This window comes from Streptomyces sp. NPDC048353, assembly GCF_055587165.1.
Genome location: NZ_JBVJGU010000006.1, coordinates 422370 through 435730, shown reverse-complemented (window position 1 = coordinate 435730; position 13361 = coordinate 422370). Strand labels below are relative to the sequence as shown.

Here is a 13361-nt window from a genome sequence, read left to right as displayed (position 1 = left end):
GTCACTGGCCCCAGTCGCGCAGCTGCACCTCGACCATCTCCAGCGTCAGCCGGCCGTCCTCGACGGCCTCGACGCGGAGGGTCAGGATGCATTCGGGGCAGGAGAGGGTCTCGCCCTGGGTGACCGGGGGGACGGTCAGGTCGGTCTCGCACTCGGGGCATACGCCGGTCAGGGTGGCGGTGGACATCGTGAACTCCGTAAGGGGGGTGGGAGGGGTCAGGCGGGGACGGGGCGGAAATCGACGGCGGCTCTGCGGATCGTGTCCCGGTCGAGCAGCGGGCGGCCGTCCCGCTCCTGCCGCTCGGCCAGCCAGAGCGTGAAGGCGTCGACGTCGACCTCCGGGCCCGAGTCGGCCAGGGCCCAGCGGACCAGGGCGGTGGTGAGACGACCACGGACGCGCAACTCGCGCCTGTTGCCGACGAGTTCGGCCGGAAGCGTCTCGTACGCCTGCGGGTGGCTCAGCTGGCCCGGCAGCTCGTAGGCGAAGGCGTGCGGGGTGGTCGGCCCGGACTGGAAGGCCTCCCCGAGGCCGGCGCCCCTGAGGGCGATCCGGGACAGCTCGGTGAGGTGGGTGAGGTCGAAGCGGGTGTCGCCGTGGATGACGCGCAGCGAGGTGAGCAGCTCGGCCAGTGGGGCGTTGCCGCCGCGCTCACCGATGCCGCCGACGGTCGCGGAGATCCACTGGGCGCCCGCCCGGACGGCGGCCAGGGAGTTGGCGACGGCCATGCCCAGCATGTTGTGCGAGTGGATCTCGATCTCGGAGCCGTCGATCGCGGTGATGTCCGCGATCACCTCCTCCATCTGCCAGGGCGAGAGGTACGCGACCGTCTCCGCGAGCCGGAACCGGTCGGCCCCGGCCGCGAACCCGGCCTCCACATAGGGGACGAGCCGCTCCCGGGGCGTACGGGCACCGTCCTCGCCGCTGAACGTGACGTGGAAGCCGCGCTCCTTGGCCTGCTGGATCGCCGAACGCGCCAACGTCTGGAGGAACTTCGGGCTCGCCGAGTCGAGCTTCAACTGCGCGTGCTGCTCGGAGGTGGGGATGGAGTACATGACGTGCCGCACGCCCAGGCGCTCGGCCTCGTCCAGCGCACGGGCGACCTGGCGCCGGTCGCGCACGACGACCAGGGTCATGCTGCGCTCGGGCGTGACCGCCTCGTGGGCGGCGAGGACGAGATCGGCGTCCTTGGAGTCCGGTCCCGAGACCATGCCCACCTCGACCAGCTCGACGCCCGTGCGCACCAGCAGGTCCGCGATGGCGGCGGCGTCCCCGGGCCCGAACTCGACCCCCGCCATGTGCGCGGAGTCCCGCAGCGTCGCGTCGGATATCCGGGGTGGCCTCTCCAGTTTCTCCGGTTCCCCTGCTGCCATTTCTTGGTCTCCTCACTCCGAAAAGGTCTGCGATCGAGCCGCGTAGGCACGGTCCCGCATTCGCTGACTCATATCCTTCGGTGCCCGGACGGCGAGGGCAATGTCTGCCGTGTCAGGGCTGTGTTGCGGAGTGTCAAGGAATGTCAGGAAGGAAAAGGAGTGCAAGGGTGGTGTGCGGGCGTGCCAAATCACGTACGCAAAGAGCCCGTTGTCATGGGGCCCGCCCTACCGTGCTGTCATGGATCTCTTCTCGCTGCCCCGGCTAGGGGTCGTCGTGCCGCCGGAGAACCCCACGGCGGAACCCGAGTTCAATCACCTGGTGGGCGCCGGAATGAATGTGTACACCTCCCGTTTCCCGGTGACACCGGGGGCCGGCCTCCGGGCGATGCTGGAGACGTACAACGAGGTGCTCCCCGAGCTGCTCGGCAGCTTCGGAGCGCTGCGCCTGGACGCCATGGTCGTGGCCTGCAGCGCCTCGCACTACCTCCTGGAGCCGGCCGGCGACCGGGCCTTCTGCGACGAGCTGTCCGCCCGCGCCGGCTCTCCCGTGCAGTCCTCCACGCAGGCGATCCTCGCGGCCTGCGAGGCGCTCGGGGCCACCCGCCTGACGCTCGTCTCCCCGTACGAGCCGTGGCTCACCGACACCTCCCGCGCCTTCTGGGAGCGGGCCGGGCTCACGGTCGACGGGGTGGTGACCGTCCCGCCGCAACCGGCCGCGAGCCCGGGCGGGGACGTGCGCTACGACCCGTACGCGGTGACGACCGGCGCGATCCTGCGGCGGATACGGGAGCGGGAACTGCCCTCCGACACGGTCCTGCTCTTCACGGGTACGGGCATGGGCACGCTCGCCGCCCTCACCGAGCTGGCCCGGCGGGACCCGCACCGCACGCTGCTGACCTCGAACCTGGCGTCGGCCTGGTGGGCGCGACGGGCGGCGGGGGAGGACGGCGAGGCGCACCATCCGCTGCTGCGCCGCCTCGAGGGCGCGACAGCCTGACGGCGAGGCCCCGGGAGCGCCGTGGCACGCGCCCCGGGGCCCGCGTCACGGTCCGCTCAGCCGGCGGACGTCTCCGCCATCCGCCAGGCGTACCCCAGGCGGTAGCCGACGCCCCGGACCGTGATGATCCAGCTCCCGGCACCGAGCTTCGCCCGGAGGCTGCTCACATGGGTGTCGATCGTGCGGCTGTGGTGCCCCCAGTCGCTTCCCCAGACCCGCGCCATCAGCTCTTTGCGCGTCACCACCGTTTCCGGAGTGGCGGCCAGAGTGTAGAGCAGCTCGAATTCCTTCGACGTGACACCGACGAGCCGGTTGTGCAGCCGCACCTCCCGCAGATGCGGATCGATATGGAGGTGGCGTAGGGAAATGACGGCCGGAAGGGCCTGCCGGGGGTGGACGCGGCGCAGCACCGCTTCGATACGGGCCCCGATCTCCCGAGATCCCCAGGATTTCATCACACAGTCGTCCGCGCCCGCGTGGAGAGCGAGGACCCGCTCCAGTTCGGCGTCGGAATCGGTGACCGCTATCAGCGCCGTCTCTCCGCCCTTGCGCAGGGAGCGGCACAATTCGAGCCCGTCGATATCGGAAAGCTCCAGGGAGAACAGCACCAGATCCGCTTCGCCGTACACCCGCAGAGCCCGCTCCCCTGTGGAGACACTGCGGGCGCCGAATCCCTGTCGCCGCAGATCCGCCACCATGGCCGCCGCGGCGGAGGCGTCCCGCTCCACCACCAGCACCTTCCTCATCTGCCGCACCCCTTCCCCGCGGCTTCCCCTCCGTCGGAGGCGCCGGCGAGCGCGGCGGCCGGGACGCGGTGCGGCGCTCCCGGCGGTGCGGCGGCTCCTCCGGGAGCGCGGAAGAGGCACTGGTAGACGTAGGCGGCCGAGGCCATGGTCATGTGGTGGTGCCAGCCGGGAAAGGAACGGCCCTCGAAGTCGAGGACGCCGAACCGCTGACGCAGCGCGGCCACGGCCGAGAGCGCCGCGGTGTGGCTGCGCGCCAGCCGGAGGACCTCCTCCACCCGGTGGTCGGTGAGCGTGGTGAGCCAGTACCGGGGCGGCTGCCGGCCGTCCGGGTCGGGCCGCTCCAGGACGCGGTACGGGCGCGCGCCCCCGTCGTCGCCGGGCCCGGGCCGGGGAGCGGTCACCGTGCCCGCGTAGGTGTGGACCGGAACGGCCCGGGCGCGACCGTCGGGGGACTGCCGGAGCAGGACGTGGGTCTGCCGGGCGTGCCGCACCTCCATGAGCGCGCTCACGGTGGTCACGGCGGGCGCGGCCGGCCCGGTGGGGAGCACCGGATGGTCCGCGGGGACCTCGCACACCACCTCGGCCCGCTGCCGGGCGAGGCCCGCCAGGACCCCGGCCGCCTGGTCGCACCGGGTGAGGTCGAGCACCCAGGGCACGCGCGGGAGTCGCGGCTGCGCCGCGACCTCGGCGGCGTACCCGGTGACATGGTCGGCGGGGATGCGCCCGGCCTCGGACCCGGGGATGCGCGCACGGCGCATGCGCTCCCGGTCCGAGTCCCACGTACCGTCGAGCACGAGGCTCCAGCCCACCGGGTAGCACTCGGTGCCCGAGGCGAGGAAGAAGACCAAGGCGCGCTGGCAGTTGACGGTGCGTCCGGTGCGGGTGTCGACGCGCCGGTGCACGCCCACCGAGTGCTCGCCGCGCTTGGGGATGAGGAGTTCGGCGACGGTCCAGGCGTGCGGCGTCGTCCGCGCGGCCACCCGGCCGGCGAGCCGGCGGCGCACCGGAGTCCAGTCCCAGGGACTGCCGTTGATGAACTGCTGGAGACCGTGTGCCGCGGCCGGGGGTAAGGGCTTCGCCAAGGCCATGCGGCGGGGTGTCTTCTTGCCCGATACGTGGAGCAGGGCCCACAGATACGCCTGGGCCCAACGGCGCTGCTCCGGCCGCCGGAACGTCCGGAAGATCTCGTCCATGAACGTCTGCATGCACGCGCCCTCGCCCGGCGCCGCCGCGCGTACCTCGCTTGACGACATGTGACGCCACGCCCCCTCGATACTCGTCATCACCGGCACCCGAGTGCCTGCATGGCACATCAGTACGAGGTGAAAGTACCGTCCGGGACGTTTTTTGCCCGGGTCGGCCGCCCATTTTGCGGATTCGCGGGCTGACCTGCGGAAACGTACGTCGGCGGGGTGGGGGCGGGGGCCGTGCGAGGCGGAGGGACCCGGTTCCCACCAGTGCGGGAGCCGTGCCACGGAGCCATCCGGTGAAGTGTCAACAAATCATGAACATGGCACCGGCTCGGAGTTGGACGGACCGATTCCGCAGAGGGGGACCGTCGGCGGAAGGCGGCCGCCGGTGGCCCCCGGGCCGCCGTGACGGATGACCGCCGGAGGACGACGGGCAGGGTGTCCTCCGGCGCTCGGTCGTCAGGCCACCTCGGCCGGGGCCTCCGGCCGCTGGGCGGGAAAGCCCGCCCGGCGGGCGTAGAGCACGACCGCGATCACGGGCAGCAGGAGCAGCAGGACCGTCCAGGGGAAGGACTCGCTGCCGATCACGTCGAGCAGGATGCCTCCGACGATGCCGCCGCCCGCCATCGCGACGTTCCAGAGGGTGACGAGCATCGCCTGGGCCGCGTCGGCGGACTCGCCGCCCGCGTCACCGACGGCGGTCTGCAGCAGGGTGGGCACGCCGCCCCAGCCCAGCCCCCACAGCACCGCGGCGAGGTAGACGAGGGCGGTGGTGTCGGAGAGGACGGCCAGGAGCAGCGCGGCGACGGCGACGAGCAGGGCTCCGCCGACGGTGAGGGCCCGCAGCCGTCGGTGGATCTGCGCGCCGACGATCCAGATGCTCGCCAGCGAGGCGCCGCCGAAGACCAGCAGGATCAGACCGGTGGAGCCGCCGAGGCCCAGGTCGTCGAGGTACGTGGCGATGTACGCGTACAGGATGGTGTGCGCCAGCACGAAGACCAGCGTGACGAAGAGGACGGGGGAGACGCCGGGGATGCGCAGGGTCCGCAGCAGCTTCGGTCGCTCGCCGCGCTCCTGGCCGGGGAAGTCCGGCACGGCCGCGAAGATCCACACCAGCAGCACGACCGTGAGGACCGTCATCGACAGGAAGGCCACGCGCCAGCCGAGCCATTCGCCGAGGAACGTTCCGGCGGGCACGCCGAGGGAGAGCGCGACGGGGATGCCGGCCATGGCGATGGCCAACGCCTTGCCCTGGAGGGGGACGGGGGCCATCCGGCGGGCGTACCCGGCGAGCAGGGCCCAGGCGACACCGGCGGCGACACCGGCGACGAACCGGGCCACCATCGTCAGCTCGTAGACCGACGACACGGCCGTCACGGTGTTGGCGAGGGCGAACCCGCCCATGGCCGTGAGCAGCAGCTTCTTGCGCCGCCAGCCCGCGGTGGCCGCGGTGAGCGGGATCGCGGTCAGGGCGGTGCCGATCGCGTAGACGGTGACCGTCTGGCCGGTCGCGGACTCGCTCACCCGCAGGTCCTGGCTCATCGCGGGCAGCAGGCCGGCGGGCAGGGTCTCGGTGAGGCTGGTGATGAAGACGGCGGTGGCGAGGGCCAGCAGCGCGAAGAGCGGAAGCCTCTGCTGTTCATCGCTCCCGCTCCTCGGGTCCGGGGCCGAGGCGGCGACGGGCGCCGTGTCGGGTGCGGTGCTCATGGGTGTGCTCCAGGTTTCCGGAAGGGGAGTGTGGGGTGCGGGGACGGATGGGGGGATGGGGGCGAGCGGGCGGGGGAGGCGATCGTGGTCGGGCGCGGCCGGTTCACGGGCGCCCGAGGCCGCCGTCGACGGGAAGCCGGGCCCCGGTCGTGAACGTCGCCTCGGTGGCCAGGAACAGCGCGGCTCGGGCCACCTCCTCGGCGGCACCGAGGCGCCCGAGCGGTGGCAGGGGCACGGCGCCGGAGCCCGGCGCCTCGATACATCCCGGGGCCACCGCGTTGACGCGGATGCCCCGGAAGGCGAGCTCGCCGGCGAACGCCCGCACGGCGTCGGGGCACGGGGTGGGAGCGGTCAGTACGATCGCCCCGCCGTCCTCGACGTGCGGCAGCAGGGGGCGCGCGGTGGGAATGGCGTCGGCGAAGAGGAGACCGACGCCGCCGCAGCCGGTGGCGCCGTCTCCCGCGAGGGCGGCTTCCACGGCCGACGGCGCGACGACCCGTGCGGTGGAGCCGAGTTCGGCGATCGCGTGCGCGCGTTCCTCCGCGGTGCGGGCGGTCAGCAGGACCGCCGCCCCGCCCTCCACGAGACGCTTGGCGATGGCCAGGCCGATGCCGGTGGCCTCGCCGGCGACCAGGGCTCTTCGGCGCGCGTACTTGGTCATGGTTGCCGCTCCCTCCAGGGGCGCCCGTTCCTCACCGGCGCGGTGGTGCCACCGATGGGGACGACTCTGCGCCCGGGCACTTCGGGGAAGCTTCGGGAAAACCTCGGGGCGGCTGACGGCCGCGGCGCCGGTCCGCCGGACATGTACGGTGACGGCTATGCGGTTTGGGGTACTCGGGCCACTGGCGGTGTGGGACGGCGAGGGGCGGGAAGTCAGGGTTCCCGAGGCCAAGGTCCGGGCCCTGCTGGCGGACCTGCTCGCACACGACGGGGGGCCGGTCTCGGCCGACCGGCTCATCCACGACCTCTGGGGCGACGCCCCTCCGGGCAAGCCCTCGGGCGCCCTCCAGGCCAAGGTCTCCCAGCTCCGCCGGGTCATCGGCCGCGACCGGGTGGTGCGCCGGCCCCCCGGCTACCGGCTGCGGCTCGACGACGGCGACGAGGTGGACGCCGTACGGTTCCGTGCCCTGGTGACCGAGGCCCGCCCCCTCCGGGACCCGCGCGCGCGGGCCGCGCTGCTCACGGAGGCGCTGGAGCTGTGGCGCGGACCGGCGTACGCGGACTTCGCGGACGGTCTCTTCGTACGGGGCGCCGCCCAGCGCCTCGCGGAGCAGCGGCTCTCCGTACGGGAGGAGCAGGCGGAGGCGCGCCTGGAGGCGGGCGACCACGCGCTCCTCGCCGGGGAGCTCGCCGACCTCGTAGCGCTCCATCCGCTGCGGGAGCGCCTGCGCGCCGCCCAGATGAGGGCCCTGTACGCGGCGGGGCGCCAGAGCGAGGCGCTCGCGTCCTACGAGGAGCTGCGCACCCGGCTGGCGGGGGAGCTGGGGGTCGACCCGAGCCCCGAACTGGCCGCTCTGCACGGGGCGGTGCTGCGGCAGGAGCCGGGACTGAGCGCGAGGGCGTACGCGTACGGGGCTCCGGCGGGCGGCCCCGCGGGACCGGCGGACCCGGCGTCCGCACAAGGCACGACGCCCGGCCCGCACGCCGGGGTGACCGGGGCGCTCCCGCTCACCTCGCCTGCCGCGGGAGCCCGGTTCGGCGCGGTCGCTCCGCACGCTGTGGGAGCCCGGTTCGGGTCGCCCGCCGCAGGGTCTCTGTCGGGCGCGGGCACCTTCCCCGCCGCGGGGGCCTCGTCCGGGGCGGCCGCCGCGGGCACCCCGCCTGCCGCCGCCCCGCCCTCCCACTCCAACCTCCCCGTCCCCCTCACCCCCCTCGTCGGCCGGCGTCAGGCACTCACCGACCTCTCCCGCCTGCTCGCCGACGCACGGCTGGTGACCCTCACCGGACCCGGCGGCGTCGGCAAGACCCGACTGGCCGTGGCGGCGGCCACCGCCGAGCGGGACGATGCCCGGGCCGGCGAACTGGCCGACGGCACCTGGCTCGTGGAATTCTCCGGCATCCGCGCCGGCACCCCCGCCGACCTGGCCCAGGTCGTCGCCGCCACCCTCGGCATCCGCGACGACGCCCCCCGCCCGCTGCCGGGCACCGGTACCGGAACCCCCTCCCTGCCGCACCGCCTCGCCGCCGCCCTCCGCGACCGCCGCACCCTGCTCGTCCTGGACAACTGCGAGCACGTCGTCGACTCCGCCGCAGAACTCACCGAGCTGCTCCTGCGCACCGCCCCCGGCCTGCGGGTCCTCGCCACCGGGCAGGAACCGCTCGGCCTGGCGGGCGAGGCGATGTTCCTGGTCGAGCCGCTGCCGCCCGCCGACGCCGTCCGGATGTTCATGGAGCGCGCCGCCGCCGCCACCCCCGGCTTCCCGCGCGACCCCGACGCGCCGGACGAGCCCGAGCGCCGGGCCGTCGCCGAGATCTGCCGCCGGCTCGACGGCATCCCCCTCGCACTGGAGCTGGCCGCCACCCGCGTACGCGCCCTCGGCGTACGGGAGTTGGCGGCGCGCCTCAACGACCGTTTCCGGGTCCTGACCCTGGGACAGCGCGGCGCTCCGGCCCGCCAGCAGACCCTGCGGGCGGTGATCGACTGGAGCTGGGAGCTGCTCAGCGCGCCCGAACGCATCGTCCTGCGCCGCCTCGCCGCCCACAGCGACGGCTGCGACCTGGCAGCCGCCGAGGCGGTCTGCGCGGGGGACGGAGTCGCCCGGGACGAGGTGCTGGACCTCGTCACCCGGCTGGTCGACCGGTCGCTGGTGGTCGTGGCGGATGGGCCCACCGGCCCCCGTTACCGGCTCCTGGAGTCCGTCGCCGCGTACGCGACCGAGCGGCTGCACGAGATGGAGGACCTCACCGCCGTACGGGACCGGCACCTGCGCCACTACCGGGCCCTGGCCGAACAGGCCGAGCCGCGGCTGCGCGGCGCCGGACAACGGCCCTGGCTGGCCCGGCTGGACGCCGAGGCCGGCAATCTGCGCTCGGCACTCGACGAGGCGGTGCGCCGGGCGGGCGCGGGGCAGCCGGAAGAGGCGGTCCGGCTGGTCACGGCCCTCGCCTGGTGGTGGCTCCTGCGCGGCCGCCTCACGGAGGCCCGCCGCAGCCTGGGCATGGTACTGGCCGCGACTCCAGGCGCCCCCGACCGCACCGATCCCGCCTCAGCCGGCCCGGCCGACTTCTGCTCTCCCGCTGCGTCCGGCCTGGCCGGCTCCCGTTCTCCCGCCCCCGCCGGGGCCACCGAACTCGCCCTGCTGCATGCCGCCTTCGCCCTGCTCACCGGCGACCACACGGCCGCGGCCACGACGGCGGACGGTCGCGGCCTCACCGCCACCGCCGCCCCGACCGCCGACACCATCCCCGACCCCGTACGCCGGGCCCGTGCGCTCTGGCTCTGCGCGTACGGCCTCTTCAGCGCGGGGGACCCGGTCGGTGGCGATGAGCTGAACACCCGTGCCCTCACCCTGTTCACCACCGCGGAGGACCAGTGGGGCACCGCCGCCGCGCTCGGCCTGCGCGCCACGCTTGCGCTGGTCCGCGGCGACCTCGCCGGGCTCGGCCGGGACGGGTTGCGCAGTGCTCTGATCTTCCGCGAACTAGGCGACCGGTGGGGTGAGTTGCAGACCGTGTCCCCGCTCGCCGCGCTCGCGGAGATCAAGGGGGCGTACGAGGACGCGGAACGCCGCCAGCACGAAGGGTTGCGCATGGCCCGGGAGTGGGGTCTGGAGGCGGAGGTGTCCGCGCGGCTCTCCGGTCTCGGCCGGCTCGCGCTGCTCGCTCGTGACTGGGACCGCGCACGCGACCTGCACGCGCAGGCGCGCCGGATCGCCGCCGAGCAGGGCTACAAGTACGGCGAGATCCACTCCGAGATGGGCCTCGCCCTCGGCGCCCGCCGTTCGGGGGACCTCGACGGGGCCGAGGCGTACCTGCGGAACATCCGTGACGGCTACGCCGACGTCTCCTCCCAGGCGGGGGACCATCTGCTCCTGGCCGAACTGGGCTTCGTCGCCGAGCTGCGCGGCGACGCGCGCGGGGCGGCCTCCCACCACCTGGCCGGTCTGGAGATCGCCCGCGCCCTCGGCGAGCCCCGCGCCCTGGCCCTCTCCCTGGAAGGCCTCGCCGGCGCCGCCGCCCTCCCCGGCCACGCCCCCGCGGCCGACCACGCGGCCGTCCTCCTGGGCGCGGCGTCCGCCGCCCGGCGCCGCGCCGGGGCCCCGCTGCCACCCGCCGAACGCGCCGACGTCGACCGTGTCACCGCAGCGGCGCGGGCCGTACTGGGGGCGGCCGCGTTCGCGGAGGCGTACGACAGGGGCACCCGGCTGCACCCGGAGGAGGCGGTCGACCAGGCCCGTACGGCTCTCCTCCGTACAGGAACGCCGACCGCCACCCAGCCCTCGTCCCGCCGCGCCGGGCCCCACTGATCACCCCCGCAGGCGCCGGGACGGGTGGCGGAATAGCCGTCCGGCGGGGAGACGATGTCGCAGCGGTCGCAACTCCCGCTCAGACGCGGGTCAGTTCGGCCGCGCCGAAGGAGACGTCGAAGCGATCGCACCAGATGCTGACGCTGGTGTAGGTGCTCCACTGCACGCCGGCCGGGAGCGCGTAGTTCTGGTCCCCCTTGTTGCCCTTCAGCTTGCCGAGACTCACGTACTTCCCGTCGTCGAACACGCGCCAGCCGGCCGTCCCCTTCCTGACCGGTGCGTCGGTCAGCCAGACGCGCAGGTCGGGCCCGCTGCTCGTGTCCAGGCCCTCGATGCGGAGGGTGTGGCTTCCGTCCCCCAGCCGGATGATCTTCGCGGTACCCGTCGTGGCGTGCTCGTGGCTGATCAACGTCCCCTGAGCGACGGTCCGCGGACCCGGAGCCGGGGATCCGGCCGGCGCGGGCTCGCCCGATGCCGTCGCGGCCACGGCGGGCAGGGCCTCCCGCACGGTCTCGTCGACCCAGAGCCGCCACGGCTGGAACCACACCACCCCGAGGGCGACCACCACACCGACGGCGGCGCCCACGGCGACCAGCCTTGTCCTCACCCTGCGCTCCATGACGCGCCCCTCTCCAACCGGAAACCTCTGTCGGCCATTGAACGGGACTGCGGCACGTCCGCGCCTCCTTCATCATGACGAATCCTTCACGGAGCCGTGTCCGGCGCACGCAAACTCGGGTGCGGTCGCCCGCACCACCCCTCTAGGCTGCGCTCGCCGGACGGCGAGACGCCGTTCCGGCCGTCTGTGGATCGGAGATGCGGGGACGTGACCAGTCAACTGTTCGCGGTGTGCTTCCATGCGACCCGGCCGTCGGGCCTGGCGCGCTTCTGGGCCGGGGTCCTGGGCTGGGAGACGGCCGAGGGTCCGGACGGTGATCTCGCGATCCTGCCCCCTGATCCCGCCGGGTTCCGCATCCGGTTCCTGCCGAGCCAGGCGCCCAAGTCCGGCCCCAACCGGGCGCACTTCGACCTGACGAGTACCTCTCCTGAGGACCAGCTGCAGACGGTGGCCAGGGCGCTGGAGCGCGGCGGGGAGCACATCGACGTCGGGCAGCGTCCTGAGGAGGGGCACGTGGTGCTCGCCGACCCGGACGGCAACGAGTTCTGCGTCATCGAGGCGGGCAACGCGTTCCTCGCCGACACCGGGTCCATCGGGGCGCTGGCCTGTGACGGTACGCGGGAGGTCGGTTACTTCTGGAGCGCGGCGCTGCGGTGGCCGCTGGTCTGGGACCAGGACGAGGAGACCGCGATCCAGTCGCCGCACGGCGGTACGAAGATCACGTGGGGCGGTCCTCCGGTGGCGCCGAAGAAGGGCACGAACCGGCTCTTCTTCGAACTGGCGGTCCCCGCCGGCACCGACTGGGACGCGGAGCTCGACCGCCTGATCTCGCTCGGCGCGACCCGCACAGACACCGGCGCGGGAGACGGCGGGCCGGCGTCGATGCTCGACCCGGACGGCAACGAATTCCTGGTACGGCGGCCCCGGTAGCGGCCACGCCCGTGACGCCGCGGACGGCGTGCGGGCGCAGGCGGGTTCGCGCTGCGCGCGCGTCAGCCGCCCAGGATGAGCAGGGCGGCCAGCGCCGGGCCGAAGGCGCCTCCCAGCTGGTAACCGAGGTTGAACAGGCCGATCGCCGTGGCGCGTTGCGCGGGCGCGGCGGACCCGGTCGCGTAGACCGCCAGGGTGGCCTGGCCCGCGCTCGTCGTGAAGACGGCCAGCGTCGCGACCGGCAGGAGCAGGGCCGGCCAGGGGGTCAGGGCCGCGGTGAGCGGGGCCAGGGCGCCGACCGCGAGGAGGATCGTCAGGACCCGCGGCCGGCCCATCCGGGCCGAGGCCGCCGCCAGCACCATGGAGAGCACCGAGCCGGTGAGAAGGGCGAGCATCTGGCCGGTGCCGATCGTGGCGGTCGACCAGTCGGTGCGGTCGCGCAGGAGGTGCGGGACGGTGAAGAGGAGCGTGAAGTACGAGGTCGCGAAGGCGCACGCGAGCGCGGTGGAGAGGACGAACGTCCGGCTGCGCAGCAGGGACACCGGGACGAAGCCCGTGGGCCGGGACCGGATGTGCAGGGCGAGCAGCGCGGCCGCCAGGGCGGAGGCGGCCGCCGCGGGGAGCGGGAAGCGCGGCACGAGGACCAGGGCCGTCGCCAGCAGGACCAGCAGAACGGCGCCCCGGCCGTCGAACGGGGTGCGCCCGGCTGCAGGAGGTGCGGACAGGTCGGCGCGGCGCATGACCGCCGGCAGGGCGAGGAGGGCGACCGCTCCGACGGCGAGGGAGACCCGCCAGGACGCCGCGCCCGCGAGTGACGAGCCGAGGAGCGGCCCGACCGCGCCGAGCGTCCCGAAGCCCGCCGTGATCACGCCCATCCGGCGGACCGACCCCGCCAGGCTCATCGCCGCCGTGACCAGACCGGCGCCGCCCATCGCCTGGGCCGCCCGGCCCGCCATGGCCAGCGGCAGCCACGGCGCCACGGCGACGACCACCGTGCCCGCCGCGATCAGCACCGCGCTCAGCCGGAGCGCGGCGCCCAGGCCGCGGCGGCGCAACAGGCCCGCCATCAGCGGGGTGCCGACCGCGACGGCCCAGGCGAACACCGTGACGAGCCAGGTCGCCGTGGGGGTAGGGACACCGAAGGCGTCCGCCATGTCCGGAAGGATCAGGACCGGACTGTTGGCACTCGCGGCCAGTGGAGTGGCCAGTAACGCCAGCCATACGGCGGGCACGTGCCGGGTATTCCGAGCGGTCCCGGTGGCGGGGGCGGGGGAGGGGGCGCGGTCGAGCAGGGGCACGGTGGACTCCGGGGGGCGGGCCGGGAGCGGCCGGGGC

General features: G+C 74.3%; 11 protein-coding genes. 3 read left to right on the top strand and 8 right to left on the bottom strand.

The annotated features are described in order from the left end of the window. Position 1: 1 nt before the first annotated feature. A complete protein-coding gene (locus ACZ6RC_RS23910; protein ID WP_073816536.1) occupies positions 2-187 on the bottom strand; it encodes a lysine biosynthesis protein LysW in 186 nt (61 codons plus the stop codon). A 29-nt stretch (positions 188-216) separates the two neighbouring features. Continuing rightward, positions 217-1371, bottom strand: coding sequence for an isopropylmalate synthase (locus ACZ6RC_RS23905; protein ID WP_453610629.1), 1155 nt, complete (start codon positions 1369-1371; stop codon positions 217-219). Positions 1372-1609: 238 nt separating this feature from the next. Here ACZ6RC_RS23905 and ACZ6RC_RS23900 point away from each other — a divergent pair, with 238 nt between their 5' ends. Beyond that, positions 1610-2368 carry a maleate cis-trans isomerase family protein gene (locus ACZ6RC_RS23900; protein ID WP_469586621.1) on the top strand — a complete coding sequence of 253 codons (759 nt, stop codon included), beginning with the start codon at positions 1610-1612 and terminating at the stop codon, positions 2366-2368. 56 nt (positions 2369-2424) lie between these two features. On the opposite strand, the gene ACZ6RC_RS23895 is transcribed toward ACZ6RC_RS23900, so the two are convergent. The 4 genes from ACZ6RC_RS23895 to ACZ6RC_RS23880 form a co-directional block, all read right to left on the bottom strand. Next, positions 2425-3114, bottom strand: a complete 690-nt coding sequence (locus ACZ6RC_RS23895) for a response regulator transcription factor (RefSeq protein ID WP_391133979.1) — start codon at positions 3112-3114, stop codon at positions 2425-2427. Continuing rightward, a complete protein-coding gene (locus ACZ6RC_RS23890; protein WP_469586617.1) occupies positions 3111-4367 on the bottom strand; it encodes an IS701 family transposase in 1257 nt (418 codons plus the stop codon). The genes ACZ6RC_RS23895 and ACZ6RC_RS23890 overlap by 4 nt, the downstream gene beginning before the upstream one ends. Before the next feature lie 396 nt (positions 4368-4763). Further along, positions 4764-6011 (bottom strand): MFS transporter, encoded by a 1248-nt coding sequence (locus ACZ6RC_RS23885; RefSeq protein ID WP_469586614.1) that lies wholly within the window; start codon positions 6009-6011, stop codon positions 4764-4766. A 103-nt stretch (positions 6012-6114) separates the two neighbouring features. Continuing rightward, the gene (locus ACZ6RC_RS23880; RefSeq protein WP_469586611.1) at positions 6115-6672 is read right to left on the bottom strand and encodes an SDR family oxidoreductase; all 558 of its coding nucleotides are present in this window, start codon (positions 6670-6672) and stop codon (positions 6115-6117) included. Between the two features lie 157 nt (positions 6673-6829). On the opposite strand from ACZ6RC_RS23880, the gene ACZ6RC_RS23875 reads away from it, so the two are divergent. Beyond that, positions 6830-10477 (top strand): AfsR/SARP family transcriptional regulator, encoded by a 3648-nt coding sequence (locus ACZ6RC_RS23875; protein ID WP_469586609.1) that lies wholly within the window; start codon positions 6830-6832, stop codon positions 10475-10477. A 79-nt stretch (positions 10478-10556) separates the two neighbouring features. On the opposite strand, the gene ACZ6RC_RS23870 is transcribed toward ACZ6RC_RS23875, so the two are convergent. After that, positions 10557-11096 (bottom strand): DM13 domain-containing protein, encoded by a 540-nt coding sequence (locus tag ACZ6RC_RS23870; protein ID WP_469586605.1) that lies wholly within the window; start codon positions 11094-11096, stop codon positions 10557-10559. 207 nt (positions 11097-11303) lie between these two features. Between ACZ6RC_RS23870 and ACZ6RC_RS23865 the strand changes: the two genes are divergently transcribed. Then, positions 11304-12026 (top strand): VOC family protein, encoded by a 723-nt coding sequence (locus ACZ6RC_RS23865; RefSeq protein WP_391133955.1) that lies wholly within the window; start codon positions 11304-11306, stop codon positions 12024-12026. A 62-nt stretch (positions 12027-12088) separates the two neighbouring features. Here ACZ6RC_RS23865 and ACZ6RC_RS23860 read toward each other — a convergent pair whose 3' ends face one another. Then, a complete protein-coding gene (locus ACZ6RC_RS23860) occupies positions 12089-13258 on the bottom strand; it encodes an MFS transporter (RefSeq protein ID WP_469586602.1) in 1170 nt (389 codons plus the stop codon). Positions 13259-13361: the final 103 nt, after the last annotated feature.

Bases quoted from the DNA above. Each gene is read 5' to 3' on its own strand.
- ACZ6RC_RS23910 (WP_073816536.1), bottom strand. From the start codon at position 187: ATGTCCACCGCCACCCTGACCGGCGTATGCCCCGAGTGCGAGACCGAC.
- ACZ6RC_RS23905 (WP_453610629.1), bottom strand. From the start codon at position 1,371: ATGGCAGCAGGGGAACCGGAGAAACTGGAGAGGCCACCCCGGATATCC.
- ACZ6RC_RS23900 (WP_469586621.1), top strand. From the start codon at position 1,610: ATGGATCTCTTCTCGCTGCCCCGGCTAGGGGTCGTCGTGCCGCCGGAG.
- ACZ6RC_RS23895 (WP_391133979.1), bottom strand. From the start codon at position 3,114: ATGAGGAAGGTGCTGGTGGTGGAGCGGGACGCCTCCGCCGCGGCGGCC.
- ACZ6RC_RS23890 (WP_469586617.1), bottom strand. From the start codon at position 4,367: ATGTCGTCAAGCGAGGTACGCGCGGCGGCGCCGGGCGAGGGCGCGTGC.
- ACZ6RC_RS23885 (WP_469586614.1), bottom strand. From the start codon at position 6,011: ATGAGCACCGCACCCGACACGGCGCCCGTCGCCGCCTCGGCCCCGGAC.
- ACZ6RC_RS23880 (WP_469586611.1), bottom strand. From the start codon at position 6,672: ATGACCAAGTACGCGCGCCGAAGAGCCCTGGTCGCCGGCGAGGCCACC.
- ACZ6RC_RS23875 (WP_469586609.1), top strand. From the start codon at position 6,830: ATGCGGTTTGGGGTACTCGGGCCACTGGCGGTGTGGGACGGCGAGGGG.
- ACZ6RC_RS23870 (WP_469586605.1), bottom strand. From the start codon at position 11,096: ATGGAGCGCAGGGTGAGGACAAGGCTGGTCGCCGTGGGCGCCGCCGTC.